This is a genomic window from Streptomyces sp. PR69, from assembly GCF_026420845.1.
Classification (GTDB): domain Bacteria; phylum Actinomycetota; class Actinomycetes; order Streptomycetales; family Streptomycetaceae; genus Streptomyces.
Genome location: NZ_JAOWCB010000042.1, coordinates 1 through 26553, shown reverse-complemented (window position 1 = coordinate 26553; position 26553 = coordinate 1). Strand labels below are relative to the sequence as shown.

The window sequence follows — 26553 nt, the reverse complement described above, 5'->3', positions numbered from 1 at the left end:
CTGCATGCGCATTGTGGTTCTGGCCGGCGGCATCGGCGGCGCCCGTTTCCTGCGCGGCCTCAAAGCGGCCGCCCCCGACGCCGACATCACGGTCATCGGCAACACCGGTGACGACATCCATCTGTTCGGGCTGAAGGTCTGCCCCGACCTCGACACGGTGATGTACACGCTCGGCGGCGGCATCAACGAGGAGCAGGGCTGGGGGCGCGCCGACGAGACCTTCCACGTCAAGGAGGAACTGGCGGCCTACGGCGTCGAGCCGACCTGGTTCGGGCTCGGCGACCGCGACTTCGCCACCCATATCGTCCGTACGCAGATGATCGGCGCGGGCTATCCGCTCAGCGCGGTCACCGAGGCGCTGTGCGCCCGCTGGAAGCCGGGCGTACGGCTGCTGCCGATGACCGACGACCGCGTCGAGACGCATGTCGCCATCCAGGCCGAGGAGGGTGGGCGCAAGGTCGTGCACTTCCAGGAGTACTGGGTGAAGCTGCGGGCCTCCGTGGTCGCGGAGGCCGTCGTGCCCGTCGGCGCGGACCAGTCCAAGCCCGCACCCGGAGTGCTGGAGGCCGTCTCCGCGGCCGACGTCATCCTCTTCCCGCCGTCCAACCCGGTCGTCAGCATCGGGACCGTCCTCGCCGTGCCCGGCATCCGCGAGGCCATCGCCGAGGCGGGCGTCCCGGTCGTCGGTCTGTCCCCCATCGTGGGCGGCACGCCGGTGCGGGGCATGGCCGACAAGATGCTGGCCGCCGTGGGCGTGGAGGCGACGGCCGCGGCCGTCGCCGCGCACTACGGCTCCGGGCTGCTCGACGGCTGGCTCGTCGACACCGCCGACGCGGACGCCGTCGCCGACGTCGAGGCCGCGGGCATCCGCTGCCGCGCCGTGCCGCTGCTGATGACGGACCTCGACGCGGCCGCGCAGATGGCGCGCGAGGCACTGGCGCTGGCCGAGGAGACCCGCGTATGAGCGGCGACGGCGCGACGCCGTGGTACCGGGTGTGGGCCCTTGAGGGCATCGGGGAGGTACGGGAGGGCGACGACCTGGCCAAGCTGATCGCCACCGCCGCCGCTGGCCAGGACGCCGACACCGCGGGCCCAGACGCCGCCGCCAGCACAGGCGCCGACGCCGCTGGCCCGGGCGGCGGCCTCGCGGACGGCGACATCCTGCTGGTCACCTCGAAGATCGTGAGCAAGGCGGAGGGGCGGATCGTCCAGGCCGCAGACCGGGAGGCGGCGATAGACGCCGAGACGGTGCGCGTCGTCGCGCGCCGCGGCGCGCTGCGGATCGTGGAGAACCGGCAGGGCCTGGTGATGGCCGCGGCCGGCGTCGACGCCTCCAACACCCCCGCCGGGACGGTGCTGCTGCTGCCCGAGGACCCCGACGCCTCCGCCCGCGCCATCCGCGACGGACTGCGCGACGCCCTCGGCGTCGACGTCGGCGTGATCGTCACGGACACCTTCGGACGTCCCTGGCGCAACGGACTGACCGATGTGGCGATCGGCGCGGCGGGCGTACGGGTGCTGGACGATCTGCGCGGCAGCACCGATGCGCACGGCAACGAGCTGAGCGTGACCGTGACCGCGGCGGCCGACGAGCTCGCCGCCGCGGGAGACCTCGTCAAGGGCAAGGCCCGCGGGCTGCCGGTGGCGGTCGTACGGGGACTGCCCCATCTGGTCGCCTCTCCCGCAGAAGCCTCCGACGCCGACGCCGGGGGCGCGCGGGCGATGGTGCGCGCCGCGGCCGACGACATGTTCCGGCTGGGGACCTCGGAGGCGGTGCGCGAGGCGGTCGCCCTGCGCCGCACGGTCCGCGAGTTCACCGACGACCCCGTCGACCCCGGCGCGGTGCGGCGGGCCGTCGCCGCGGCGGTGACGGCGCCCGCGCCGCACCACACGACGCCGTGGCGGTTCGTGCTGCTGGAGTCGCCCGAGGCGCGGCTGCGGCTGCTGGACGCCATGCGGGACGCCTGGATCGCCGACCTGCGGCGCGACGGCCGGTCCGAGGAAGCCGCCGCCCGGCGCGTACGGCGCGGCGACCTGCTGCGCAACGCGCCCTGTCTGGTGGTGCCCTGCCTGGTCATGGACGGGGCGCACCACTACGGCGACCCGCGCCGGGACACCGCGGAGCGGGAGATGTTCGTGGTCGCCGCCGGTGCGGCGGTGCAGAACTTCCTGGTGGCCCTGGCCGGCGAGCGGCTCGGATCGGCGTGGGTGTCCTCGACGATGTTCTGCCGTGACGTCGTACGGGACGTGCTGGGGCTGCCGCCTGAGTGGGACCCGATGGGCGCGGTGGCGGTGGGACGTCCGGCCGCGCCGCCGAAGGAGCGGCCCGCGCGGGACCCCGGGGCGTTCATCGAGGTGCGGTAGCCCTTCCCCGTCAGAGCGCGGCACGGCTCAGCGCGGAGCTGTCGCTCAGCGCGGAGCTGCCGCTCAGCGCGGAGCTGCCGCTCAGGGTGTCGCTCAGAGTACGGAGATGTCCGTGCGGGGCATCTTCGGATGCCGGCGCGGCGGCGTGCGGCCGCTGAGCAGGATGAGGCGGGCGGCGCGGTGCCGCTGGCCGGCGTACGGGGCGAGGAGCTCCAGCATCGCCGCGTCGTCGGCGTCCCGGTCGCCCGCCAGGGCGTAGCCGACGACGCCCGGCAGATGCAGATCCCCCACGGTGATCGCGTCCGGCGCGCCATGGCTGCGCTGGACCGTCTCGGCGGCGGTCCACGGACCGATGCCGGGGACGAGCCGCAGCCGGGCGGCGGCCGCCTCCGGGTCCATGGCGGCGGCCTCCTCCAGACGGCCCGCCACCCGCACGGCCCGCAGGACCGTGGCGGAACGCTTGGCGTCGACGCCCGCGCGGTGCCACTCCCACGACGGGATCAGGGCCCAGGTGCGGGCGTCGGGCATCACCCGCATCCGCTCCGGTGCGGGGCCGGGCGCGGGCTCGCCGTGGCGGCGCACCAGCAGCCGCCAGGCGCGGTACGCCTCGTCCGTGGTGACCTTCTGCTCCAGGACCGAGGGGATCAGCGACTCAAGCACCAGGCCGGTGCGGGTGAGCCGAAGGCCCGGGCGGCGGCGCTGCGACAGCGCGACGAGGCGGTGGCGGGGGGTGAAGGCGTCGGGGTCGTCCTCCGCGCCGAGCAGTGCGGGCAGGCTGTCCAGAAGCCAGTCCGCCCCCGGGCCCCAGGCTTCGGCCCGCACCCCGCCGGGCTCCGCGGCCCGTACGCGCAGGGTGCCCGGGCCCGCGGGCGTGCGGGTCGCGCGCCAGACGGACCCGTCCGCCGTCGTCCGGAACGTCGGGTCGGCGGGCCCGCGGCGCAGCGGCCCGAGCACCAGGCCGAGATCCAGCGGGCCGGAGGGGGTGTACCGGCGCGTCTTCGCGCTCCCGTGCTGCCGTGCCCCGGATACGGCGGGCCGGGGGACCCCGGTGTGCTCGCCGCGTACGGCGGTACGCGTGGGCCGCGGCCCCCCACCACCGGCATGCCACGAACCGCCGGAAGGTCTCGGGGAGAAACGTCCTGCCACGGGTGGGGTCCTTGCGAGGGCGGGGGCGGGGGCGGGGGTGCGCGGGGGGTGCGCGGTGCGGTATCGAGGGTACGGGGCGTGGGGCGGGGGAACGTCAGGCACCGCCTTCCCCGTGCGTCCGATCATGGTTCAATGCCGTCTGTGATCACCCGCATACCTGGAAGATTCGCTTAGCCATGGCAGAGCCACTGGCCCCCTCGGACCCCCGGCACATCGGCCCGTACCAGCTCGAAGGGCGGCTCGGCGCGGGCGGCATGGGGCAGGTGTTCCTCGCGGCCTCGGCCGCGGGGCGCAAGGTCGCGTTGAAGGTCATCCGGCCGGAGCTGGCAGACGCCGCGCAGTTCCGCGCGCGCTTCGCGCGCGAGGTCGAGGCGGCACGGCGGGTGGGAGGGTTCCACACCGCCCAGATCGTCGACGCCGACCCCGAGGCCGCATCGCCCTGGCTGGCCGCCGAGTACATCCCCGGGCCGACGCTCCAGCAGGTCATCGCCGCACAGGGCCCACTCCCCGCGGATGCCGTGCTCCGCCTGGGCGCCGGAATCGCCGAGGGCCTGGCCGCGGTCCACAACTGCGGCCTCGTGCACCGGGACTTGAAGCCCGGCAACGTCATCATCGCCGCCGACGGCCCCCGCATCATCGACTTCGGAATCGCGCACGCCCTCGACGCCGGGCCGATGACGCATACGGGCGCCGTCATCGGCACCTACGCCTATATGTCGCCGGAGCAGATCCGCACCCCCGCCCAGGTGACCCCTGCCAGCGACGTCTTCTCGCTGGGCTCGGTGCTCGCGTTCGCCGCCACCGGCCGGGGTCCGTTCGACGCGTCGAACGTCCCGGCGATCATCCACCGGGTCACGCGCGAGGCGCCCGTACTGACCGGCATCGCCGAGGGCGGCCCGCTGCACACCCTGGTGCGCCACTGCCTCGCCAAGGACCCCGCCTCTCGCCCGCCGACGTCCGAGGTCCTGCGCCGGCTGGCCGTCACGGCCCCCACCCCTCCTCCCGTACCGGCCGCGCACCCGCCCATGCCCCCGCCCATGCCGCCAGCCATGCCGCCGTACCCGCCCAAGACCCCGCCTCAGGCCACAGCTCCCGTCGGCGGCCGTACGATCCAACGCCGCTCCGTGCTGCTCGGCGGGCTTGCCGCCGCGACGGCCGCGGTCGCCGTGCCCGCCGCCTTCCTGCTGTGGCCAGAGGACGGAGCACCGGCCGAACCCAAGGGCAAGCCGGAGGAGAAGCCGAAGGCGGGCAAGAGCCCCGAGCGGGACATCACCAGGCCCGTCGGCGAACTGAAGGGCCACGAGGAGGACATCGACTGCCTGGCGGTCAGCCCGGACGGAAGGTTCCTCGCCACAGGCGGCTATGACAAGACGCTGAAGCTGTGGGATCTCACGGCAGGCCGGGAGAAGTTCACCTGCGAAGGCCACACCGATGCCGTCCTGTCGGCAGCCTTCGGCGCCGACGGCGCCACCCTGTACTCCGGCGCCTTCAAGGAACTGCTGGCCTGGGACGCGAACAGCGGGGCCGCGAAGAAAAAACTCGCCGCGTACACGGGCGAGTTCGACTATGTCAGCTGCCTGGCCATGAGCCCGGACGGCAAGACCCTCGCCGTGGGCGTCGGCAGCCGGATCGAGCTGATGGACCCGGGCACGGGGCGGGTCCGCGAGACACTCGAAGGGCACACGGGGAGCATGAACTGGGTCGCCTTCAGCCCGGACGGCAAGACCCTCGCCAGCGTCGGCGCCGACGTCGGCAAGAGCGGCATCCGGCTGTGGAACACCGCGAACGGCCGCTCGCTGAAGACCCTGCGCGACGGCGGGGAAAAGAACTACTCCGAGGTGGCGTTCAGCCCCGACGGCACGACCCTCATCGCGAACGGCCCCGGCGTCCAGCTGTGGGACGTGGCCTCAGGAAAGCTCACCAGGACCCTCGCCGACCAGCACGAGTACCTCGGCAGCGCGGCATACCGGCCCGCCGGCGCCGGGACTTCGGGCAAGGCGGTCGTCGTGGGCGGCGGCGGCTATATCGAGATCGAGAAGACCGACACCGTGGGCCGCACGGTCAGCGTCTGGGACGCGGACACCGGGAAGCTCGCCGCCACCCTGGTCGCGGGCGACCCGAAGACCCCGCTGCGGGCCGCCATCGTCCGCCTCGCCTTCACCCCGGACGGCAGGACCCTGGCGGGCGTGCTCAACCCCGCGCCCAACGAGGACGCGGCCGGGCCTTCGGTCCAGCTGTGGAGACTGCCGTAGAGGACGGTCCCGGAGATGCCGCTCTGCCTCAAGCCATCTGACCGACCCTGCCCCTTCTGGCTTCTTCTGACTTCTTCTCGCACGGACGGAACCCATGGACGCACTCAGACCCGACGACCCGCAGTGGGTCGGCCCCTACCGCCTCGACGGACGGCTCGGCGAGGGCGGCATGGGATCGGTCTTCCTCGGTACGTCGCCGGGCGGCCGGAAGGTCGCGGTCAAGCTGATCAAGCGGGAGCTCGCGGCGGCCCCGCAGTTCCGGGAGCGGTTCGCGCGCGAGGTGGACGCGGCGCGGCGGGTCGGCGGATTCCACACCGCGCAGGTGGTCGACGCCGACCCCGGGGCCGAATCCCCATGGCTGGTCACGGCGTTCATACCGGGCCCGACGCTGTACGACGTCATCGCCGAGGGCGGACCGCTGGAGGCCGCCGCCGTGCTGCGGCTCGGCGCAGGGCTCGCGGAAGGGCTCGCGGCGATCCACAAGTGCGGCCTTGTGCACCGGGACTTGAAGCCCGGCAATGTGATCGTCGCCGACGACGGGCCGCGCATCATCGACTTCGGCATCGCCCGCGCCGTGGACGCCAGCTCGCTCACGGCGACGGGCACGGTCATCGGCACCTACTCGTATATGTCGCCGGAGCAGATCCGCGCCGACCGGGCGGGGGCGGCGAGCGATGTGTTCTCGCTCGGCTCGGTGCTCGCGTTCGCCGCGACCGGGCGCGGGCCGTTCGACGCACCCACGCTGATCGAGGTCGTCCAGCGCATCCTGGACGAGGCGCCCTCGCTCGATGGAATCGAGGATGACGCGCTGCGGGAGCTGCTCGCCGCGTGCCTGTCGAAGGAGCCCGAGGCGCGGCCAGCCGTCGATGAGCTGCCCGCGCGGTTCGCGGCGCACGCGGGCGGGGCACGCGGCACAGGCGGGGCACAGGGCACAGGCGGGACAAGGGGCGCGGGCGCACCCGCGCCGGCCGCGCCCTCGCACCTGACCCACCCGCCGACCGTCGCCGCACCCTCCAGCACCCCGCCACCGGGGTTCGGGCCGGCGAGCACCGCCGCCGACGCGGGCGACAGGCCGCGCCCGCGCGCGCTGTCGCGGCGCACGCTCCTGTTCGCCGGGCTCGGGACAGCAGCAGCCGCCACGGCGGTCGGGACGCCGATCCTGCTCCGCGACAACGACAGGGCAGGGGGCTCCTCGGACGCCGGCGGCAAGCCCGCCGCCTCCCCGCCCGCCGGTTCGACGCCGGACGGAACCGCAGAGCCCATCCGCCTCAAGGGCCTCCCGGCGGTGCGGGCGCTCGCCTTCAGCGAGGACGGCAAGCAGCTGTACGGCGCCGGCCACAACACCATCGTGCGCTGGAACCCGAGTACCGGGGACGGCACTCCCGTCCTCATCGGAGCGCCGGAGTATCTGCAGCCCACGGTCTTCAGCCGGGACCTCAGCCGTCTGGTCAGGGCCGAGGAGAACAAGGTCCGCGTCTGGGACACGGCCACCGGCAAGACCCTGCACACATTCACGCTGCCCACCGAGGAGGGGCCGACCCAGAAGGGCTGGCCCACAGGCCTGGCCATCAGCGCGGACGGCAGGACGCTGGCCGCGAGCACCCCGGAGGGCCTGCGCCTCTGGGAACTGCCGTCCGGCAAGGACAAGGGCGGCTCCACGAGCGCGGCCGGCGGCCCCGTGGCGATCCGCGGCGACGGTCAGATGCTGGTCAGCGGGCGCCCCCTGACGACCCTGACCCCCGCGGGCAGGACCACCGGCACGGTCGAGGACAGCGGCGGCGCGAGTGCCGCCGTGTTCAGTCCGGACGGGAGTCTCCTCGCGTATGGCACGGACGGCGGCCATGTCGTGCTGTGGAACACCGACTCCCGCTCGGAGGTCGTCCGCTTCGAGGACATGAACCGGCTCACGTGCCTCGCGTTCCACCCGGAGGGACGCCTCCTGGTCGCCGGCGACGTCACGACCGTTCATGTGTGGGACACGCTCGCGGGGAAGGAAGTCGGCCGCCAGAAGTGCCCCAACGGAGTCGAGACGGTGGCCGTCAGCCCGGACGGCAAGACCGTGGCGATCGGCCTCGACATGGCGGTCGACTACGACGCCAAGGACTCGGTCCTGCTCTGGCAGATGCACTGACACGCCGGCCGGAGGCCCGGACCGCGGGGGCGGTCGCTACGCGTCCGACGTGAAGCGGATCGCCCCCGCCGGCACCCTCGCCTCGCACCACACCCGCGCCCCCGCCCGCAGCTCGTTGTCCGCGCCCACATCCGCGCCGTCGCCGATCACCGTCTCCGACAGGACCGTCCGCGCCCCGACCCGCGCCCCCGCTCCGACGAGCGAGGCCGAGATCACCGCCCCGGGCTCGACCACCGCGCCGTCGAGGACCGTGCTGCCGTCGATGCGCGCGCCTTCCCCGATGTGCGCGCCCGCGCCGATCACCGTGCCCCCGGTCAGCTTTGCGCCGGGCGCGACCCGCGCGGTCGGCAGGACCAGCCGGTCTCCGCAGCGGCCGGGCACCGCCGGGGACGGCGCACGGCCCGTGACCAGGTCCGCCGACCCGCGGACGAACGCCTGCGGGGTCCCCAGGTCGAGCCAGTAGGTGGAGTCGACCATGCCCTGAAGATGCGCTCCGGAACGCAGCAGCTCCGGAAAGGTCTCGCGCTCCACCGACACGGGCCGGCCCGCCGGGATCGAGTCGATGACGGACCGCCGGAACACATACGCTCCGGCGTTGATCTGGTCGGTGACGATCTCCTCCGGGGTCTGCGGCTTCTCCAGGAACGCCGTCACCCGCCCCGTCTGGTCGGTCGGCACCAGTCCGAACGCCCTCGGGTCCGGCACCCGCGTCAGATGGAGCGAGACATCCGCGCCGGACGACTGGTGCGTCGCGACGAGCGCCCTGATGTCCAGGCCCGTCAGGATGTCGCCGTTGAAGATCAGTACGGGTTCCTGTGGCCCGGACGACAGCCGGGACGCCACGTTCCGTATCGCCCCGCCCGTGCCGAGCGGCTCCTCTTCGGTGACGTACTCAAGATCGAGGCCGAACGCGGAGCCGTCGCCGAAGTACGGCTCGAACACCTCGGCGAGATAGGAGGTGGCGAGCACGATGTGCTCCACCCCCGCGGCCCGCGCCCGCGCCAGCTGGTGCGTCAGGAAGGGGACGCCCGCCGCCGGAACCATGGGCTTCGGCGTGTTGACGGTCAGCGGCCGCAGCCGCGTTCCCTTTCCGCCCACCAGGAGGATCGCTTCTGTCACCTTGTCGTCTCTGCTTCCTGCTGGGGCCGGTGTGATCGCTCTCTTCGAGACCGGCCAGTTTATGCAGTGGGTCCGGACCTCCCGGGTCAGCGGCCCTGGTACTTGGCAGAGACGCTCCGGGTGGCGCCGAGCATGCTGTAGAGGCGGCCTCCGGGGCAGTCGGTGGCGTAGCCGTCCCGATGCCCGGAGATGACATGGAGATTGACGTTCACGCCCTTTGCGTATTTACCGCTCCCCCCTGATGTGAGCACGGTCTTCCCGCTCGGATCGGCTCCGTGCAGACCGAGCTTCCAGGCCGTCAGCTTGGCCACCGCCGTCACCGAAGCGGACGGCGGATTGGTCGAACTGTACGTGCCGAGCACGGCGATGCCCGTGGTCTTCGAGTTGAAACCCAGCGTGTGCGCGCCCATGACCGGCTTGGCCACGCCCCCCGCACGGCCTTCGTAGATCTTTCCGCACTTGTCGATGGTGAAGTTGTAGCCGATGTCACGCCATCCCATGCTCTGGGTGTGGTAGCGGTAGATACTGCGGATAACGGAGGGCGCCTCGCTGCAGGTGTAGTTGTTGCCCGTGGCGGTGTGATGGACGAACGCGGCCTTGATCGTTGAGGTGTAGAGATAGCCGCTCTCCCGCAGGCTCTCGTCCGCACCCCACCCGGCGCGGGTGACGATGGCCGGCCGGGGCCCGATGAAGGGTTTCCCCGCGGCATCCACCGTGGCCACCAGCTGCACTCCCGCCGCGGCCTGCGCCTCGGTCTCCTCCCGCGACAGGGCGGGGAGCACCAGCGGCGCGGCTTCGGGGGCGGCTTCGGGCAGCCCGTCCGCGGCCGCGGCCTCGTCGCCCGAATCCGCGTCGTCGCCCGAATCGGCGTCCGCATCCGCGTCCTCCCCCGTCCGGCCCGCCGGAGGCGGCTCGGCCCCCGGCTCGACGAGTTCCAGACGCAGCCCTTCCGGCAGCGGCGCGCGCTCGGCGTTCTCCGCCCGTACCCGCACCTCCACCCCGTCCGACTCCCCCACCCACAGCGGCGCGGTGGCCCCCCGCACCCGCTCGGAGTCGCCCTCCGCGGTGCCGCGGTCCGCCGCGTGCTCGTGGTTGTGCGTCTCCACGTCCTGCCAGGACGACCAGGCGCCGGTCGCCACGGCCCGGGTGCGCACCTGGACGGCGCCGTGCAGTTCGGCCCGCTCGTCCTCCCAGACGACGCCGACGAGCGAGAACGGTCTGACGTCCCGCGCTGACAGGCCCTGTTCGGCCGCTCCCGCCGGTCCCGCGGAACGCTCTGCGGGACCGGCCGCCTTGAGCGGCAGCGACTGGGTGTAGCCGGACTCGCCGGAAGCAGGGGGCCGCGAGGCCGCCGCGGCTTCGGGCATGAGGACCGACGGCAGGGTCAGCGGCAGTACGAGCACGGCTGAGCACACGATGCCGACAGAGGATGCGGCGATGGAGGATGAAGCCATATTTCCACGCATGTCCACGATCCTGAACCGGGCGCATGCGCTCCGCCTTTCGGGAAAATCCGGGCCCGTCCGTCCGACCGGCGGACCCCGCCGCCGTCCGAAGGCCCCGCGAGAGGTCCCGGCGCGTAGGCTTGCCGGTGTGAACGCCAGCGACCGCACCCCTGCCGACCTGCTGCGATCCGCGCTCGCCGCGGACCCCGCGCGCCCCTTGGTCACCTTTTACGACGACGCCACCGGTGAGCGCGTGGAATTGTCCGTGGCCACCGTCGCCAATTGGGTGGCGAAGACGGCCAATCTGCTCCAGGGCGACCTTGCCGCCGCACCCGGCGACCGGCTGGCGCTGTTGCTGCCCGCGCACTGGCAGAGCGCGGTCTGGCTGCTCGCCTGCTCCTCGGTCGGGGTGTGCGCCGAGGTCGGCGGCGATCCGGCCGCGGCGGATCTCGTCGTCAGCGGCCCCGACACCCTTGAGGCCGCCCGCGCCTGCACCGGGGAGCGGGTGGCGCTGGCGCTGCGCCCGCTGGGCGGACGGTTCCCGCAGCCTCCCGCGGGCTTCGTCGACTACGCGGTGGAAGTGCCGGGCCAGGGCGACCGCTTCACCCCGTTCGCACCGGTGGACCCGGACGCGCCCGCGCTGGCCGTCCCCGGCCGTGAGCTGACCGGCGCGGAGTTGGCCGAGCGGGCCCGGACGGACGCGGAGGCACTCGGCCTCGTACCGGGCTCGCGGCTGCTGTCGGGGCGTCCGTACGACTCCTGGGAGGGGCTGTCGACGGGACTGTACGCACCGCTCGCGGCCGGCGGGTCGGTCGTGCTGTGCCGGAACCTCGACCGGCTCTCCGAGGAGGACCTGGAGAAGCGGATCGAGGCGGAGAAGGTCACGGTCTGCGTCATCGAGGCGTGACCGACCACGCCGTCCGGGGCCGGCTGTCGGCGGCCGCCAGGTCGCGGCGCGAGCACATCACATCGCTTCAGTCCAGCCGCCCCGCTGAAGTGCACTCGTGTGGCGCACACTCGGGCCGGGCCCTCCCGGCCTGCACGTCAGCTCCGGTGGATGATCGGCATTGCGTGTCCTCCCACGCGCACACCGCATCTCACGTACGACCAAGCGCCGGGTTCGGCCGTCCAGCGAAGCGATTCGGCCGCCCGGCGCGCCGCCGACGCCTTGAAGGATGGACGCAGACGTGACGGACAGTGCTGGCGCCGACCCCTGCGGCCGCAGTCGCTACTGCCTGCGCTGGGCCGCATTCGCCGTCTCCGTCGTCGTCCTGGCGGCCGCCGGCCTCGGCTGGTGGCTCTACCGCAAGCTCGACGCCAACATCACCACGGACACCTCGGCGGCGGCCGAGCTTCAGGCGTACGAGAAGGAGCGGCCCACAGCCCTCGCCGCCGGCGCCCAGAACATCCTGATCATGGGCTCCGACACCCGCGCGGGCGAGGGCAACGACCGGTACGGCTCGGGCGACGACGGCGGCGAGCGGTCCGACACCACGATCCTGCTGCATATCGCCGCGGACCGGCAGAACGCGACGGCGATGTCCATCCCGCGCGATCTGATGGTGGAGATCCCCAGCTGCCGCAAGGCCGACGGCTCCCGCACCCGGGAGCAGTTCGCGCAGTTCAACTGGGCCTTCGCGTTCGGCGGGACGGCCTGCACCATCCGCACCGTCGAGCGGCTCACCGGCATCCGCGTCGATCACCACATGGTGGTCGACTTCCGCGGCTTCAAGGACATGGTGGACGCGGTCGACGGCGTCGAGGTCTGCCTCAGGGAGCCGATCGACGACCCGGACGCGCATCTCACGCTCCCGGCCGGGAAGCAGACCCTCGACGGCGAGCAGGCACTCGGCTTCGTACGGGCCCGCAAGTCCCTCGGCAACGGCAGCGACACCGAACGCATGGACCGCCAGCAGCGGTTCCTGGGCGCGCTGGTGAAGAAGGTGCAGAGCAATGGAGTGCTGCTCAATCCGGTGCGGCTCTATCCCGTGCTGGATGCGGCGACCAAGTCGCTGACCACCGATGCGGGACTGGACTCGCTGAAGGATATGTACGATCTGACCCGTTCCGTTCGCGGCATTCCCACCGAGAAAGTCCAGTTCCTCACGGTGCCGCGGCAGCCGTACTCCGCCAATCCGAACCGGGACGAACTGGTTGAACCCGAGGCGGGCGAGCTGTTCAGGCTGCTGCGCGAGGACGCGCCCATCGCCATCGCGCCGGAAGGCTCATCGGCACGCGAAACAGAGCCGGGAGAGGACCGGGACGGACGAGGCGACGACACAGGGGCGGCAACCCCCGCACCGGTGCCTACTTTCTCCGGAACCAATGCTGCAGAAGGGATGTGCGAGTAAAGCGATGGCCAAGGGCGAGCAGGCAACCCATAACGAATGGGTGAATTGCCCGCTTATAAGGGCCGTGGAATTTGTCACGCACGTCGCCGAGCGCTGAGCAGGGCGGATAGTGTGACGCGATCCGGTGCTTCCGACCATGGATACGCACTGCCGGATCGAGGAGTGGCGTCGCCGGGGGGAGACGCTGAGCGTGGCACCGACGGAGGACTTAAGACAACCGTGGATGCGCATAGCCGTGGGCGGGCGGAGGAGATCGACCCCGCCGACCAGTGGGTGTTCAACCCGCAGACCGGCAATTACGAATTGCGACTGGACCATTCCGCACCGCAGTCCCAGTCCCCTTCTGCCGCACCGTCGAGTTCCCGCCCTGCGCACTCCGGACACTCCTCACACTCCTCACACTCCTTGAGCTCCCCGACAACGGCGGCGTCGACAAGCCCGTATGCGACCGAGGCCTCCTCCCCTCGTATGCCCGGACCGCGCGGCGCCGGACACCGCCGCTCGGGCGGCACGGCGGACGGCATGGCAGGCGGTACGGAGACGGCGGCGGCCGCGGGGACCGGCCGCGGAACCCCGGGCAGCCGGCAGGGCAGCGGCCATGAGGTGCCGGGCCAGCGTTCCCGCCGCGCGGGCGGCGGCCAGACCCGCCCCGGCGGCCCGGGCGGCAGCGGACCCGCCGCCGCGGCAGGCCGCGGCAGGCGCAAGCGCAAGCAGGCCGCGCCCCGCAAGAAGAAGGCGCTGATGTGGATCGGCGGGGTGCTGTCCTTCCTCCTCGTCGGCGTGGCGACCGCCGCCTACTTCGTCTACGAGCACTTCAACTCCAACCTGAACACGGTGGACGTCGCGGGAGCGGGCACAGGCGGCTTCAAAAAGGACCAGGCCGTCAACATCCTGGTCATCGGCACCGACAAGCGCAGCGGTGAGGGCAACGAGGGGTACGGAGACGCCGGCAGCCCCGGCCACGCCGACACCACGATCCTCTTCCATGTCTCCAAGGACCGGACGAACGCGACGGCGATGTCCATCCCCCGCGATCTGATCACCGACATCCCGGACTGCGAGACGAAGACCGAGGACGGCACCAAGGTCATCCCGGGCACGCGCAACGCCCGCTTCAACGAGAGCCTCGGCCAGCTGGGCCGCGACCCCGGCTGCACCATGCGCACGGTCAAGGAGCTGACCGGAGTCAGTGTCGACCACTTCATGATGGCCGACTTCAACGCCGTCAAGACGATGTCGACGGCGGTCGGCGGTGTCGAGGTCTGCCTCGCCAAGGCCATCAACGACAAGGACTCCAAGCTCAATCTGCCCGCGGGCAAGCATGTGGTGCAGGGCGAGGACGCGCTGGCGTTCGTCCGCACCCGGCACTCGGTCGGCTTCGGCGGCGATCTGAGCCGTATCGAGATCCAGCAGCAGTTCCTCAGCTCGCTGATCCGCAAGATGAAGTCCAGCGACACACTCTCCAGCCCGACCAAGATGTGGGACCTGGCCGAGGCCGCGACCAGGGCGCTCACGGTCGACACCGGGATAGGCAGCATCGAGAAGCTACGCGACCTCGGCATGGAGCTGTCCAAGGTGGACATCAAGAACATCAGCTTTGTGACCGTGCCGGTGGTCGACAACACCGACAAGGCGACGGTGCTGCTCAACGAGGCCGAGGCGAAGCCGCTGTTCACCATGGTGCAGAACGACATCTCGCTCACCGAGGTGAAGGAGAAGGAAGCCCAGGCGAAGGCCGACGCCAAGAACAAGCAGGAGCAGCTGCTTAAGGGCCCGCAGGCGGAAGCCTCGGATGTGCGGGTCGCCGTCTACAACGGCAGCGACACCCAGGGGGCGGCGCTGTCCACGCTGACATGGCTGCAGAATCAGCAGGGTGTGCTGAAGTCGAGCAACGAGGGAAATGCGCCGAACAAGCAGGCGAAGACCTCGCTGGAGTACGCCCCGAACCAGGCGGACCAGGCGCGCAAGCTCGCGGATCTGATGGGCCTGCCCGCTGCGGCGCTGAAGCCGGGCACGCAGGACGCGGCGGAGCGTGAGCCGATGACGCTGATTCTCGGGGCCGACTTCAAGGGCGCGGGTGTGCCCGTCACCGGTCCGGCGAAGGCGCCGGAGGGCACGGTTCAGGCGGACCAGCAGATCTGCGCCAAGTGACGCGGCGGACCGGCGCCGGGACGGACGGCCGCGTCGCCGTGCGGCAGCGTGCGCCCGAACGACCCGAGTGATGTGTGAACAAGAGCATGCGAATACAGGGGGACCCAGGGGTGGGGCAGGACGGAATGCCGCCGGGCGGCGGCGTGGGCACGGGGACGGGCACGGGGACAGCGACGGCCACGGCGACCGCGGCGCCGCCGGCTTCCGCAGCGCCGGAGGCGGACGCCGGCGGCGGGCACCCCCACAGCGGCGGCAGGGGCTCCCGGCGCAGCGGCAAGCGCCCGGCACGCCAGTCGCGCCCGAAACGCGGCAAACGCCGGATACTTCTGTGGACGGCGGGCACACTCTCGCTGCTGATCCTGGGCACCGCCGGGGCGGGCTATGTCTACTACGAGCACCTCAACGGCAAGCTCAAGAAGGACGACCTCACCCTCGGCGCGAGGGCGATGCCCGACCACAAGGCGAACGCCTTCGGGCAGACCCCGCTGAACATCCTGCTCATCGGCTCCGACGCGCGTAACTCCGAGGAGAACAAGAAGCTCGGCGGCGCGAAGGAGACATTCGACGCGCCGCCCCTCGCGGATGTGCAGATGCTGGTGCATCTGTCGGCGGACCGCAGCAATATCTCGGTGATCAGCATGCCGCGCGACACTCTGGTGAAGTTCCCCGAGTGCACCGACCCGGACACCGGTGAGACCTATCCCGCCACCGCCGGCGTGCGGCCGGTGAACGAATCGCTGGGCCGCGGCGGCCCTGGCTGCACGGTGGCCACCTGGTATGAGCTGACCGGCATCACCATCGACCACTTTATGATGATCGACTTCGCGGGCGTGGTGTCGATGGCCGACGCGATCGGGGGCGTACCGGTCTGCGTCGACAAGAACATCCACTCGCGCAACGCCCAGGGCAAGGGCTCCGGACTGAAGCTGGAGGCCGGCACGCACCCGGTCAAGGGCGAGCAGGCGCTGCAGTGGCTGCGTACCCGGTACGGCTTCGAGGACGGCTCCGATCTCGCCCGTACCCACGCGCAGCATATGTATATGAACTCCATGGTCCGCGAGCTGCGCGCCAACACCAAGCTCACGGACCCCAACAAGCTGCGCAAGCTCGCCGAGGCGGCCATCGGGGCGCTGACCGTCGACAAGGGCATCAACAGCGTCAAGACGCTGTACGACCTGGGCCAGGAGCTCAAGAGCGTGCCCACGGACCGGATCACCATGACCACGATGCCCAACTTCTACTCACAGCGGCCGGGGTACACGGGCAAGGTCGAGCCGGAGCCGGAGGATGCGGAGCAGCTGTTCCGCATGGTCCGTGAGGACATCCCGCTGGACGGAAAGGGCGTCAGGAAGCCGCCGGCCAAGCAGGCGGAGTCCAAGGATCCGGCGGCCGCGCCCGCGGAGATCCCGGTGATGGTGCAGAACGGCACCGACGGCGACGGCATGCTCGCCGCCCGCGGCCGGGCGACGGCGGTCGTCGGCCTGCTCGCCGACAAGGGCTTCACGCTGGCGCGGGCGGAGAGCACCCGCAATCCGGTGAAGACGACCGTGGTGCGCTTCTCCAACGCCGAGTTGGAGGGGGACGCCCAGGCGGTCGCGAAGGCGCTGGGGATTCCGCTGTCGTCGGTGAAGAAGTCGACGGACGTCACCGGCATCACGCTGACCGTCGGGGCGGACTGGCGGGAGGGCGACGCCTTCCCCAAGGCGGCGCCGAAGCAGGACGACAAGGCGCCGGAGTCGGCGCGGCCGCTCAACGGCGCGGACGACTCGGAGTGCATGGAGGTCCAGGAGGGCTTCACCTGGTAGCGGCTGACTGAGCAGACGGCCACGGTCAGGGCCCGGGTGCGCGCGCGGTGCGCGTACCCGGGCCCTGCTTTGTGTCCGCGTACCCTCAGGCGGTCTTCACGGCCGGGCGGCGGCTCTCACGGCCGGGCGGCGGCTCGCGATGACCTTCTTCGCCAGGGAGCGGGGGCTGGTGAGGAAGCCGTACCCCCACGACATGTGCATGGTGGCGAGGGCCACGGGGATCTGCAGCCGGGCCCTGAGCGGCAGGCCCTTCCCCGCCGGAACCGAGCCCGCGGCAATCGCGGCGAGGTATCCGGCCGGGACGATAAAGCCGAGCGGGGTGAGGGCCGCGCCCACGACGAGGCCCGCGGCGATCGCGCACACGGCGGCCGGCGGGGCGAGATAGCGCAGATTGATCGACCCCTGGTGGTAGCGGGCGACCACATGACGCCAGCGGCCGTAGTCCTTGTACTGCTTGGCCAGCGCCCGTACGGAGGGCCGGGGCCGGTACCGCACCTTCAGCTCCGGCGAGAACCAGATCAGTCCCCCCGCCTCACGGATGCGGAAGTTCAGCTCCCAGTCCTGGGCGCGGATGAACTCCTCGTTGTAGCCGCCCTGCTGCTCCAGCGCCTCGCGGCGGAAGACGCCCAGATACACGGTTTCGGCGGGGCCCGCCTGGCCGCCGGTGTGGAAGGCGGCGTTCCCGACGCCGATCTTCGACGTCATGGCGGCGGCGACGGCGTGCTCCCAGTCGTTCTCACCCTCGGCGTGCATGATGCCGCCGACGTTCTGCGCGCCCGTCTCCTCCAGCAGACGCACCGCCGTGGCGATGTAGTTCGGCGAGAGCATGCCGTGCCCGTCGACGCGTACGACGACGGGGTGCCGGGACGCCTTGATGGCGGCGTTCAGCGCGGCGGGGGTGCGGCCGGTGGGGTTGGGCACGGTGTGGACGCGCGGGTCCTCCCGTACCAGCTCGGCGGCGATCTCGTCGGTGCGGTCCGCGGACGGCCCGAGCGCGATCACCACCTCCAGCTCGCCGTCGTACTCCTGCTCGAGGATATGACGGACCGAGTTGCGCAGATGCCGCTCCTCGTTGAGGACCGGCATGATCACGGAGACGGGCACAGAGGCAGGCGGTGTGGCGTTCATCGTCCGCACACGTTACCGCGAACGGGGGATATGGCCGTGCGGCAGCCGGGTCGCTGCCGCCTGGCGGAGATCGTATGGGCCTACGGTGCTCAGGATGCGCCGGATGCGTATGGGCCGGACGCCCTGAGGCCCCGGCTTTCCTGTCGCCCGCGGAGGTGTCCCCGTGCCCACACCGCCCCGCCCGCGCCGTCAGGCCCCCAAGGCGGCGTCGTCCCCGTACTCGCGGGGTCAGGGGCAGCGCGGGCGCGGCCGCCCGCCGGCCGGGACGGGAACGCCGAGGACGCAGGCGACGCAGGGGACCCGGCCACGCCCCCGGCGGCCGGTCGGACGGCCGCGGTGGGGGCTGCGGGCGGCGACGACGCTGTCCATGCTGGTCCTGGGCGCGGGAGGCATCGGCCACGGCATCGTGACGAGCCTGGACACCGGCATCGACCGGATCGACCCCTTCAGGGACATGAAGAACCGCCCCGAGGCGGGCCACGGCCTGAACATCCTGCTCGTCGGCGCCGACGGCCGCGACAAGATCGGCCGGGAGGAGAAGGAGAAGTACCTCCTCGGCGGCGCGCCCTGCAACTGCACGGACACGATCATGCTGGTGCACATCTCCGAGGACCGCGGACGCGCCAGCGTGGTGAGCCTGCCGCGCGACAGCTATGCGGAGCTCCCCGAGCACACGGACCTCACCACCGGAGAACGCCATCAGCCCCACCCGGTGAAGCTCAACGCCGCGTATGCGGAGGGCGGCCCGCAGCTGACCGTGCGGACGGTCGAGCAGCTGACCAAGGTGAAGATCGACCACTATCTGGAGGTCGACTTCATCAGCTTTATGAAGACGGTGGACGAGCTGGGCGGGGTGGAGATCTGCACCGCCCGCCCGCTGAAGGACTCCCACACGGGCCTGGACCTGCCCGCCGGCACCCACCGGTTGGACGGCGGACAGGCCCTGCAGTACGTACGCTCCCGCCATGTCGACGGGGCCGCCGACCTGGGCCGTATGGAACGCCAGCAGCGTTTCCTGGCGGCGCTGACGAAGCAGGCGGCCGACAGCGGGGTGCTGCTGAACCCGGTGCGTTTCCGCGACGTGGCCTCGACCGTCCTGAATTCGGTACGGGCCGACAAGGGCTTCGGCACCGAGCAGCTGCTGGCGCTGGGCAAGGCGATGCGGGGCTTCACCCCCGCCTCGTCGGAGTTCACGACCGTACCCGTGGGGGATCACAGCTTCCCGGTGAAGGGCATCGGCTCGACGGTGAAATGGGACGCGGCGAAGGCGGAGCGCATCTTCCAGGCACTGCGCGACGACAAGCCGCTGGCGTCCCCGCCGTCCGGCGGCCGCCCGGAGCCGCCGGAGGGCCCCACGCCCGCCCTGGTCGACGTCCCGCCGCAGCGGGTCAGGGTCCAGGTCTACAACGGCACGCACACGGACGGCCTGGGCCAGAAGGCGGACACGGCGCTGCGCGCCGCCGGCTTCGCCACCACACGCGCCCCGCTGAACGGCGCGAGCCGCGAGGTGAAGCGCACTGCCATCGCGTACGACCCCCGCTGGGACCGCTCGGCGAAGACCCTGGCCGCCGCCCTGCCGGGCGCTGAGCTGCGCGCGGTCAAGGGCCAGGGTGCGACGCTGCGGGTGACGGTGGGCGCGGACTTCGAACGGGTGACGCCGGTACGGCCGCAGGACCCGCGGCGGAACGACCTGGGCACAGTCACGGGAGACCAGGTGACCTGCCCGTAAGGGCCTCCTCCGGCGGGACCAGATCAGTCGTCAAGCCCCTCGGCCGCGCGCTTCTCCCGCAGCTCCTTGATGGCGCGGCGGCGGGCGAGCCGGTGGGTGCGGCGGATCTGGGCCTCCTGGTAGCGGCGGCGGTCGCGGTCGGTCTCGGGGATCACAGGCGGTACGGCGCGGGGCTTGCCGTCCCCGTCGACCGCCGCGAAGACGAGGTAGGCGCTGCCGACCTGCTGGGCGGGGGTCGACTCGTTCCAGCGCTCGGCCAGGACCCGTACGCCGACCTCCATGGAGGAGCGTCCGGTCCAGTTCACCTGGGCTTTCACATGAACGAGATCGCCGACGCGGACCGGCTCCAGGAAGACCATCTCATCCATGGAGGCGGTGACCGCGGGCCCGCCGGAGTGCCGTCCGGCGACGGCGCCCGCCGCGTCGTCCACCAGCTTCATGATCACGCCGCCGTGCACGGTGCCGAGGAGGTTGGTGTCGGAGCCGGTCATGATGTGGCTGAGGGTGGTGCGGGACGCGGAGGTGGGCTTGCCCGGAATCTCGGTCTCCGAGCGCTGAGCCTGATCTGTCATGCCGTCCACGATATGTCGGTCCGTACGTCTGTCCGCATTGCATCAGGCTTGCAACAGCAGTGCTCCTGTTTCCCACCCTCTCTGTCAGGGCTCGTGACCCTGGCTGCACACTGGTCCGCATGAATCAGTGGCCCGATGGGTGGACGGACGAGCGCGGCGACGGCGGCAACGGGTACGGGCGCGGCAGCGGTGCGGCGCGGCCGGAGGGTGCGCGGGTGATGCCCCACGTCCAGCGCCAGCAGCAGCCTCGCCAGCCCCGGCAGCCCCAGCAGCCGCCGCGGCCGAGTGCCCCGCCGCCGCCCGCGCAGCAGCCGCCGTACGGGGGCATCCCGCCGCAGCAGGGCTACGACAGCGGCTACAACACGGGCCAGGTGTACGGCACGCCCCAGGGCCCTGGCGGTCCCGGTGGCCCGGGCGGCCCCGGCCGTCCCGGCGGCCCGGGCGGCCCTTCCGGGCGCGCCCCGCGGACGAGCCCTCCCCCGGACTGGCGTCGCCGTATCAAGATCGGTTCCATTGTGCTGGTCACGGCGGTGCTGGCCACATCCATCGGCACCTACTTCTGGGCGGACTCCAAGATGCGCCGGGAGGTCGACCTCTCCAAGGTCATCGAGCGCCCGAAGGACGACGACTGCACGACGTACCTGGTCGTGGGCTCCGACAGCCGCGAGGGCATGACCGCAGAGGAGAAGAAGAAGCTCCACACCGGCTCGGCGGAGGGCAAGCGCACCGACTCCATGATGATCCTCGCGGCCTGCGGCAGCGGCGACACGCTGATCTCCCTGCCCCGCGACTCGGATGTGGAGATCCCGTCCTTCAAGGGCTCCGAGTCGGGCAAGCTCTTCCCGAACCAGGGCCGCCGCACCAAGCTGAACGCCGCCTACGCGGAGGACGGCCCCGAGCTGCTCGTCCGCACCGTCGAGCACAACACGGGCCTGCGCATCGACCACTACGCGGAGATCGGCTTCGCGGGCTTCGCCAACATCGTGGACGCCCTCGGCGGCGTCGAGATGGACATCCCCAAGGCCTTCAAGGACAAGAAGTCCGGCGCGGACTTCCAGGCGGGCAAGCAGACCCTCGACGGCGAACAGGCCCTCGCCTTCGTCCGCACCCGCTACGCCTTCGCGGGCAGCGACCTGGACCGGACAAAGAACCAGCAGAAGTTCCTCGCGGCCCTCGCCAACCAGACGGCCACCCCGGGCACCATCCTGAACCCCTTCCGCCTCTACCCCACGATGGGCGCGGGCCTGGACACCCTCATCGTCGACGAGGACATGTCCCTGTGGGACCTGTCCCAGATGTTCTTCGCCATGAAGGGCGTCAACGGCGGCGACGGCACCTCCATGAACATCCCGATCTCCGGCAGCCGCGGCTCCAACCTGGTCTGGGACAAGGCGAAGGTCCAGCAGCTCGTCAAGCAGATCCAGAACGACGAGAAGGTCACGGTCACGCCGAACTGACGCACGCCGGCGTCACGTCGGCGTCATGCCACCGCGCCGACCGCCCTCCCGGCTGCGGGCCGTCCGGCACGGGCCTCCGCACGGCCGCGCCGGAGAGGCCCATGGGGACGGCGGGGCTCATGCGACGCGTACCTCGACGGGGGCGGTGACCCCTGTGGTCCGACCCCAACGGCCTGCCCCTCGCTGGTCACCGCCCGGTGTATCGGGCCACTGTGTATGCGGTTGGACCGGTGAGCCCTGCCCCTGTGCCGTCCAGCATGTCCAGGACCCGGAAGCCGGGACCCTCCGCGTAGCGCTCCAGCTCGCGGGGGAACAGGACGCGCCTGCGAATCTCGTCTCGGGCCTCGGCACCCGAGGGGAACGCCCAGTGCCGGTGCATGGTGTTGATCTGGGTCCGCAGGTCCCACTCATGCCGGATGGTGACGGTCGCGGGTCCCGTCGGGGTGTCGACCGTGGCGGTGGTCGGCTCGGTCCGGGTGATCGGGGCGACGGGGGAGCACAGCACGAGCAGGGCACCCGGCCGGGCGTGGGCCGCGAAGGTGGTGAAGACCTGGCTGATCTCCTCGTTGTCATGCACGTAGGCCAGGCTGTTGCCCATGCAGGTCACCACGTCCATGCGCTTGCCGAGTCGTGCGGTGCGCATGTCCCCGGTGCGGATGTCCAGCCCCGGCCGGGCCTGGTGAGCGTGGTCGACCATGCCGGGCTGGAGGTCCACGCCGATGCACTCGAAGCGCTTGGCCAGGATCTCCAGATCCCGCCCGGTACCGCACCCGAAGTCGACCAGGGTCCGGGCGTCTGGCCGGTGCAGCTCGATCAGGTTCTGGCACATCCCGGCGCTCGTGCTGCCGGACTGGACCACGTCGTAAAGCACCGGATCGCGGTAGAGGAGGTTTGTGGCTTCCACGTGCTCGGCTTCCGTGTTGAGGCTGGTCACATAGGGCCCCGCAATCCGGTCGTGGGACTCGGGTCCAGGTTGCCCAACTCTGGGCTCACCGGCCCCAGTCATTGCTCTTGCGTCACGCGCGCGTGATCCGTCACCACCCGCCGGACCAGCGGGTGCCCGGTCCGCCCTGTGTGCCTCAGCGCCCAGTCCTGCGCTACCTCCTGCGCATCGTGCGGCCCGGACGCGGCGTCACAGCCAGCCGTCATGCAGAACGCCTCGTAGACAATGCCCCCTTCAGGGACATGGCGGATGCTGTGAGGGACGTGGCGGAACACAGCGCGGGGGCTCATGCGTGGCCCTCCGGGTGGCGCCGCAGGTAGACATTGCAGTCGGTGACAGCCGTCATATCTCCTACGGCACGGGCCCGTTCCCTCACAGCGGCCAACTCTTCGCACCCCGCGCAACCGGATACAGGCATCGGCTCCGGCTCAGCTCGCAGCGGGAGTTCAACGGGTGTAGTCGAGTACCGCATTGGCTCACTCATGGCACAGCCCCTTCTCGAACGTCACAGCGCCGACCCACTGACGGACCAGTGCTCTAGTTCAGTACTCGAGTGGCCGAAGCGCTCCCGCTACGGTTCCCGGTGCACTAGTGTGCTGGCACTGACCGCACGTCAACTTCTTGAGGGGGCAAGCCATATGCCCAGTCCCAAGACGTTCACAAAGATCGCGGACCACTTCCGGGAGCGCATCCTGTCAGGAGAGCTGGAGCCCGGCGCCAAGCTGCCGACGAACCGTGAGATCGCCGGGCAGTGGCAGGCAGCCGCCGCGACCGTCTCGCGTGCTCTGCAAGCACTTCAGGTCGAGAACTACATCCGCACGACTCCTCGCGGCACGTACGTCGCCGACGACCCGAAGTGGACCCTGTCAGCGCGCGACAGGCTGGCCAGGGTTCAGCGCGTGAAGTCCTTCCTCGCCGACGGCGAGACCAGCCGTGTGACGGCTGCCGAACTGATCGCCCCGCCGCTGTACATCGCCGACATCTTCGACCTGGAGCCCGGCGACCAGGTGGTCCGCCGTGAATGGCTCGCCGGCCGGGGCAAGACCAGGACCGTGTTCGCCGTGACCTGGTACCCGGCCCATTTCGCCGCCCTGGTCCCCGACCTGCTGAACACCGCGCCCGGCCGCAATCACGGCCTGTCCGCCCGCGTCCTCGAAGCCACCGGCCGCACGATCACCCACGCCCGCGACGACATGCACGCTCGCCCAGCCGACGCCCGCGAGTCTAGCGCCCTCGCACTTCCGGTCGGCTCCCCGATCCTGGCCGGCGCCCACCGGTGGTCCGACTCGGAGGGCATCATCGAGTACGGAGAGTGGTGCCTTCCACCCCGCTTCACGATCGGCTACGAGTACCAACCCTGAGCCGGCACCAGGGTCGCCAAGCGAACTGCATCCAAGGGCCTGGCGCGAACTACGCCGGTTCTAGCACCACAGCAGGGAGCACGCCCTCCACGCTCGGCTCTCTCGGCAGGGAGAGCCCGAAGAACCGCTCGACGACTCCCAGCGCGGTGCGGTGGACCTCTCGTTCATCCCGTTCGTGGTCCGGGAGGCCGGCGGCGGCCAGACGGTCCTGCAGGCGGGCTGCTGTCGCGGGGTCGCCTTCGACCCCTTCGTAGCCCCACGAGGCGTCCAGATACAGGTTGCATGCACTCAGCAGGCGGCCGTCGTAGGCGTACTCGAACTGCGGCGGGACCGGTTTGCCGTTCTCCTCCTCGTATTCCAGGCGGCAGACGTGCACACCGCCGTGCGAGATCGGCGTCACAGAGCCGAACTCGCCCCACCAGCCGCCGTACCCGACCGCGTACGTCCAGTCCCCGGCGCGGCCGAGCCGCACGCCTATGCCTTCAAAGGAATCGCCGAAGGTGTCGTCCATGAGATCCAACAGGGTGTCTCCGGTGTGCTCCCCCACCGCGACGGCGATGCACTGTTCGCTCCTCAAAGTCGCAGCGAGGCGGTCGGCGAGCACTTCTGGAGGGAGCCCGCGCGCCAGTACCACGTGGTAGCCCCCGAAGGCGATGGATTCAGGGGCGGCAAGCCAGGTTGTTCCATTGGTCATGCCATCATCCTGTCCGACCCCTCTGACAACGCAGCGCCAGAAGTACCACGGGAGGCCCTCGAACTGGACGCGTCCTCGCCACCCGCCGTCGCGGTGGGGGGGAGCACCAAGACTGAGCCAACTACCCCACCGAAGCCGACCGGCGGCCGCCCGACGGCAGCCGTAAGGAGAAGACGTACATGCCCCTTGATGACCAGCCAAGTTGGGCTCTGCTCCGGGAACTTGACGACCCCGACCATTTGGAGTTTCCCCGCGGATATAACCACACCGCCAGCCGAGCGAGGTTCAACCAGCTCGCACACCGCCTGAACCTGCGATTCGACTGCATCTGCACTGTCGACCGAGGCGTCCAGGACGCCAGTCACCACGGGACGATCGTCATCCCTGACGCAGCCACCGTCAGCGTGGAACACATCACCGTGACCGTCAGCAACTTCGGAAGCCTCGCAGCCGTGTCCCTGGGGAACCCCGGCAGTTACGACGAGGAAGAGGAACGCGAATTTTTCCAGAGTGCTGACCGGTACCGAATCGACGCCGAACTGAAGGCGCTCGGCTATGTCGCCATCTCACCGCACCTGCTCTGGACGCGATACGACGGCGTCAGCCAACTCGCCTCCTCCTGCCCCCGCCCACCCGAGCATCCCCCGACCTGGTGGACCCGCTTCTTCGACTATCTGTGACCCACGACTCCTGCACCCGTCGTTCCGCGAAACTCGTGGGCAGCTCACGCGCGGTGGAGCACGGCCGCCGAGCGAGCTGCGTTTCGACAGGGAGAGCCCATCGATCCTCTGTAAATGTGAGTTCTCAGAAGAGCGCCTGGAGGGCATCCGGGAGAACCACAAGTGACCCGACTACCACTTGCCCCGCGCCAACGGCTCTGAGCGTCTTAGGTGTCGCCTTCCCGGGCGGACTGAACCGGACGATCAACCGGAAGTATTTATCAGCGGCCCCCCATGCGTTGAGGGCGAGGAGAAGACCAACCGCAATAAGTACACATGCACCGATATACAGCACGTAGATATTTTCCTGCGATCCATTCGCAGGAAATGATCCAATGTCAGACGACATCCGTTCAATCATCACCAGATCCCCCACTCACTCCAGGCGTGGTTTATACCTGTATTTATATCAAGCCCCAGTCCCCACCCGAGTGCAAAATCGATTGCACTCACCTGCTGTCCACGTGAATTATTCGTGCGAATGGCGGTCTCGTGATTTGCGCCGACCCCATACCCTGCTCTCACTGATCCACCTATGTCATGCCCTGCGCCACCAAGTTGACCGATATCATCAGCATTGCTGCGGAGGCTATGGAACAGCACGGAGGCTCCAAATTTAAAGTCCTCAGTACCCCAGCCTACCGACTTGGTATGACCAACACGGTAGCCGTTTTCTGGCGTAGCTACAATCACAGCGCAATACTGGCCACTCACACCTGCAACGATTCCCACTGAGCCGCTAACGCAGACACCCCTAGTGTGATAGTCAGCCACGCTGAAGGCTGTCTCATAGATGACGCCAGCGACTCTTTGCGAGAGCGTGCCGCCTCCCGTTGCCCTGGCCCACTTGAGTCCGGTATCGATGTTCTTCAGCAGCTCGACCTGCTGGCGCTGTTCCTCGGTTGCCGGTTCCACCTCAGCTCGTGATGATGGAGCAGGTGACAGGATCAGCTTGCGACTTACGGGAGACCCACCACTCGTGTGAGCTCCCGTAGGCTTGCCGCTGCTGTCGATCAGGGGAGGACGCCTTCCGCAGCGACAGGCCCTGATGTCGTTACTGGCATCAGCATTGCTGCCTCCCTTGCCACCGGTGGGCTGCGCATCGTACTGCCACTTTCCGCTGCTGTCCTTGGTCCAGCTCTCAGTCTTGCCGTTGCAGTAAGACGTACCACCGCAAGCGCCGTCT

21 protein-coding genes are annotated in these 26553 nt (G+C 70.6%); 12 read left to right on the top strand and 9 right to left on the bottom strand.

Features of this window, described 5'->3' with window-relative positions; genetic code table 11:
* The first annotated feature begins 4 nt into the window (after positions 1-4).
* Both cofD and OF819_RS26325 read left to right on the top strand, forming a co-directional pair.
* Positions 5-964 carry a 2-phospho-L-lactate transferase gene (cofD, locus tag OF819_RS26330; protein ID WP_267246141.1) on the top strand — a complete coding sequence of 320 codons (960 nt, stop codon included), beginning with the start codon at positions 5-7 and terminating at the stop codon, positions 962-964.
* Positions 961-2364 carry a coenzyme F420-0:L-glutamate ligase gene (locus OF819_RS26325; protein WP_267246140.1) on the top strand — a complete coding sequence of 468 codons (1404 nt, stop codon included), beginning with the start codon at positions 961-963 and terminating at the stop codon, positions 2362-2364. Before cofD ends, OF819_RS26325 begins: the two co-directional genes overlap by 4 nt.
* Before the next feature lie 93 nt (positions 2365-2457).
* On the opposite strand, the gene OF819_RS26320 is transcribed toward OF819_RS26325, so the two are convergent.
* Positions 2458-3510, bottom strand: coding sequence for a DNA-3-methyladenine glycosylase family protein (locus OF819_RS26320; protein WP_267246139.1), 1053 nt, complete (start codon positions 3508-3510; stop codon positions 2458-2460).
* Between the two features lie 176 nt (positions 3511-3686).
* Between OF819_RS26320 and OF819_RS26315 the strand changes: the two genes are divergently transcribed.
* Both OF819_RS26315 and OF819_RS26310 read left to right on the top strand, forming a co-directional pair.
* Positions 3687-5762: a WD40 repeat domain-containing serine/threonine protein kinase gene (locus OF819_RS26315; protein WP_267246138.1), complete on the top strand. Its 2076-nt coding sequence runs from the start codon at positions 3687-3689 to the stop codon at positions 5760-5762.
* 94 nt (positions 5763-5856) lie between these two features.
* The gene (locus tag OF819_RS26310) at positions 5857-7893 is read left to right on the top strand and encodes a WD40 repeat domain-containing serine/threonine protein kinase (protein WP_267246137.1); all 2037 of its coding nucleotides are present in this window, start codon (positions 5857-5859) and stop codon (positions 7891-7893) included.
* Between the two features lie 36 nt (positions 7894-7929).
* On the opposite strand, the gene OF819_RS26305 is transcribed toward OF819_RS26310, so the two are convergent.
* Positions 7930-9012 carry a nucleotidyltransferase family protein gene (locus tag OF819_RS26305; protein WP_267246136.1) on the bottom strand — a complete coding sequence of 361 codons (1083 nt, stop codon included), beginning with the start codon at positions 9010-9012 and terminating at the stop codon, positions 7930-7932.
* A gap of 86 nt (positions 9013-9098) precedes the next feature.
* A complete protein-coding gene (locus OF819_RS26300) occupies positions 9099-10466 on the bottom strand; it encodes a peptidoglycan recognition protein (protein ID WP_267246135.1) in 1368 nt (455 codons plus the stop codon).
* Between the two features lie 139 nt (positions 10467-10605).
* Here OF819_RS26300 and OF819_RS26295 point away from each other — a divergent pair, with 139 nt between their 5' ends.
* The 4 genes from OF819_RS26295 (at position 10606) to OF819_RS26280 (ending at position 16764) form a co-directional block, all read left to right on the top strand.
* Complete coding sequence (locus OF819_RS26295) at positions 10606-11364, top strand: TIGR03089 family protein (RefSeq protein ID WP_267246134.1); 759 nt, start codon at positions 10606-10608, stop codon at positions 11362-11364.
* A gap of 280 nt (positions 11365-11644) precedes the next feature.
* Complete coding sequence (locus tag OF819_RS26290; RefSeq protein ID WP_323748968.1) at positions 11645-12808, top strand: LCP family protein; 1164 nt, start codon at positions 11645-11647, stop codon at positions 12806-12808.
* A gap of 219 nt (positions 12809-13027) precedes the next feature.
* Entirely contained in the window at positions 13028-14959 is a 1932-nt protein-coding gene (locus tag OF819_RS26285; protein WP_267246133.1) for an LCP family protein, read from the top strand.
* An 86-nt stretch (positions 14960-15045) separates the two neighbouring features.
* Complete coding sequence (locus tag OF819_RS26280) at positions 15046-16764, top strand: LCP family protein (protein WP_267246132.1); 1719 nt, start codon at positions 15046-15048, stop codon at positions 16762-16764.
* A gap of 96 nt (positions 16765-16860) precedes the next feature.
* Here the strand turns inward: OF819_RS26280 and OF819_RS26275 are convergent, their stop codons facing one another.
* Positions 16861-17892: a glycosyltransferase family 2 protein gene (locus tag OF819_RS26275; protein WP_267246131.1), complete on the bottom strand. Its 1032-nt coding sequence runs from the start codon at positions 17890-17892 to the stop codon at positions 16861-16863.
* A 343-nt stretch (positions 17893-18235) separates the two neighbouring features.
* Between OF819_RS26275 and OF819_RS26270 the strand changes: the two genes are divergently transcribed.
* Positions 18236-19621: an LCP family protein gene (locus tag OF819_RS26270; protein WP_416370627.1), complete on the top strand. Its 1386-nt coding sequence runs from the start codon at positions 18236-18238 to the stop codon at positions 19619-19621.
* Positions 19622-19644: 23 nt separating this feature from the next.
* On the opposite strand, the gene OF819_RS26265 is transcribed toward OF819_RS26270, so the two are convergent.
* On the bottom strand, positions 19645-20193 hold the full coding sequence (locus OF819_RS26265) for an acyl-CoA thioesterase (protein WP_267246129.1): 549 nt from the start codon (positions 20191-20193) through the stop codon (positions 19645-19647).
* Between the two features lie 119 nt (positions 20194-20312).
* Here OF819_RS26265 and OF819_RS26260 point away from each other — a divergent pair, with 119 nt between their 5' ends.
* Positions 20313-21650 carry an LCP family protein gene (locus OF819_RS26260; RefSeq protein ID WP_267246128.1) on the top strand — a complete coding sequence of 446 codons (1338 nt, stop codon included), beginning with the start codon at positions 20313-20315 and terminating at the stop codon, positions 21648-21650.
* Positions 21651-21837: 187 nt separating this feature from the next.
* Here OF819_RS26260 and OF819_RS26255 read toward each other — a convergent pair whose 3' ends face one another.
* Both OF819_RS26255 and OF819_RS26250 read right to left on the bottom strand, forming a co-directional pair.
* Positions 21838-22584 (bottom strand): class I SAM-dependent methyltransferase, encoded by a 747-nt coding sequence (locus OF819_RS26255; protein ID WP_267246127.1) that lies wholly within the window; start codon positions 22582-22584, stop codon positions 21838-21840.
* Positions 22585-22879: 295 nt separating this feature from the next.
* A complete protein-coding gene (locus OF819_RS26250; protein ID WP_267246126.1) occupies positions 22880-23077 on the bottom strand; it encodes a hypothetical protein in 198 nt (65 codons plus the stop codon).
* A 154-nt stretch (positions 23078-23231) separates the two neighbouring features.
* On the opposite strand from OF819_RS26250, the gene OF819_RS26245 reads away from it, so the two are divergent.
* Complete coding sequence (locus OF819_RS26245; protein WP_267246125.1) at positions 23232-23954, top strand: GntR family transcriptional regulator; 723 nt, start codon at positions 23232-23234, stop codon at positions 23952-23954.
* A gap of 49 nt (positions 23955-24003) precedes the next feature.
* On the opposite strand, the gene OF819_RS26240 is transcribed toward OF819_RS26245, so the two are convergent.
* Positions 24004-24648 carry a DUF6461 domain-containing protein gene (locus OF819_RS26240; protein WP_267246124.1) on the bottom strand — a complete coding sequence of 215 codons (645 nt, stop codon included), beginning with the start codon at positions 24646-24648 and terminating at the stop codon, positions 24004-24006.
* A gap of 179 nt (positions 24649-24827) precedes the next feature.
* Between OF819_RS26240 and OF819_RS26235 the strand changes: the two genes are divergently transcribed.
* Complete coding sequence (locus OF819_RS26235; protein WP_267246123.1) at positions 24828-25328, top strand: hypothetical protein; 501 nt, start codon at positions 24828-24830, stop codon at positions 25326-25328.
* 399 nt (positions 25329-25727) lie between these two features.
* Here the strand turns inward: OF819_RS26235 and OF819_RS26230 are convergent.
* Positions 25728-26553: hypothetical protein (locus tag OF819_RS26230; RefSeq protein ID WP_267246122.1), on the bottom strand; the 826-nt coding region annotated here is incomplete at its 5' end.

What these genes read in the sequence shown, in the direction of transcription:
- OF819_RS26235 (WP_267246123.1), top strand. Translation starts at nt 24,828, where the DNA reads ATGCCCCTTGATGACCAGCCAAGTTGGGCTCTGCTCCGGGAACTTGAC.
- OF819_RS26315 (WP_267246138.1), top strand. Translation starts at nt 3,687, where the DNA reads ATGGCAGAGCCACTGGCCCCCTCGGACCCCCGGCACATCGGCCCGTAC.
- OF819_RS26325 (WP_267246140.1), top strand. Translation starts at nt 961, where the DNA reads ATGAGCGGCGACGGCGCGACGCCGTGGTACCGGGTGTGGGCCCTTGAG.
- OF819_RS26280 (WP_267246132.1), top strand. Translation starts at nt 15,046, where the DNA reads ATGCGAATACAGGGGGACCCAGGGGTGGGGCAGGACGGAATGCCGCCG.
- OF819_RS26265 (WP_267246129.1), bottom strand. Translation starts at nt 20,193, where the DNA reads ATGACAGATCAGGCTCAGCGCTCGGAGACCGAGATTCCGGGCAAGCCC.
- OF819_RS26310 (WP_267246137.1), top strand. Translation starts at nt 5,857, where the DNA reads ATGGACGCACTCAGACCCGACGACCCGCAGTGGGTCGGCCCCTACCGC.
- OF819_RS26275 (WP_267246131.1), bottom strand. Translation starts at nt 17,892, where the DNA reads ATGAACGCCACACCGCCTGCCTCTGTGCCCGTCTCCGTGATCATGCCG.
- OF819_RS26240 (WP_267246124.1), bottom strand. Translation starts at nt 24,648, where the DNA reads ATGACCAATGGAACAACCTGGCTTGCCGCCCCTGAATCCATCGCCTTC.
- OF819_RS26250 (WP_267246126.1), bottom strand. Translation starts at nt 23,077, where the DNA reads ATGAGTGAGCCAATGCGGTACTCGACTACACCCGTTGAACTCCCGCTG.
- cofD (WP_267246141.1), top strand. Translation starts at nt 5, where the DNA reads ATGCGCATTGTGGTTCTGGCCGGCGGCATCGGCGGCGCCCGTTTCCTG.
- OF819_RS26260 (WP_267246128.1), top strand. Translation starts at nt 20,313, where the DNA reads ATGAATCAGTGGCCCGATGGGTGGACGGACGAGCGCGGCGACGGCGGC.
- OF819_RS26245 (WP_267246125.1), top strand. Translation starts at nt 23,232, where the DNA reads ATGCCCAGTCCCAAGACGTTCACAAAGATCGCGGACCACTTCCGGGAG.
- OF819_RS26300 (WP_267246135.1), bottom strand. Translation starts at nt 10,466, where the DNA reads ATGGCTTCATCCTCCATCGCCGCATCCTCTGTCGGCATCGTGTGCTCA.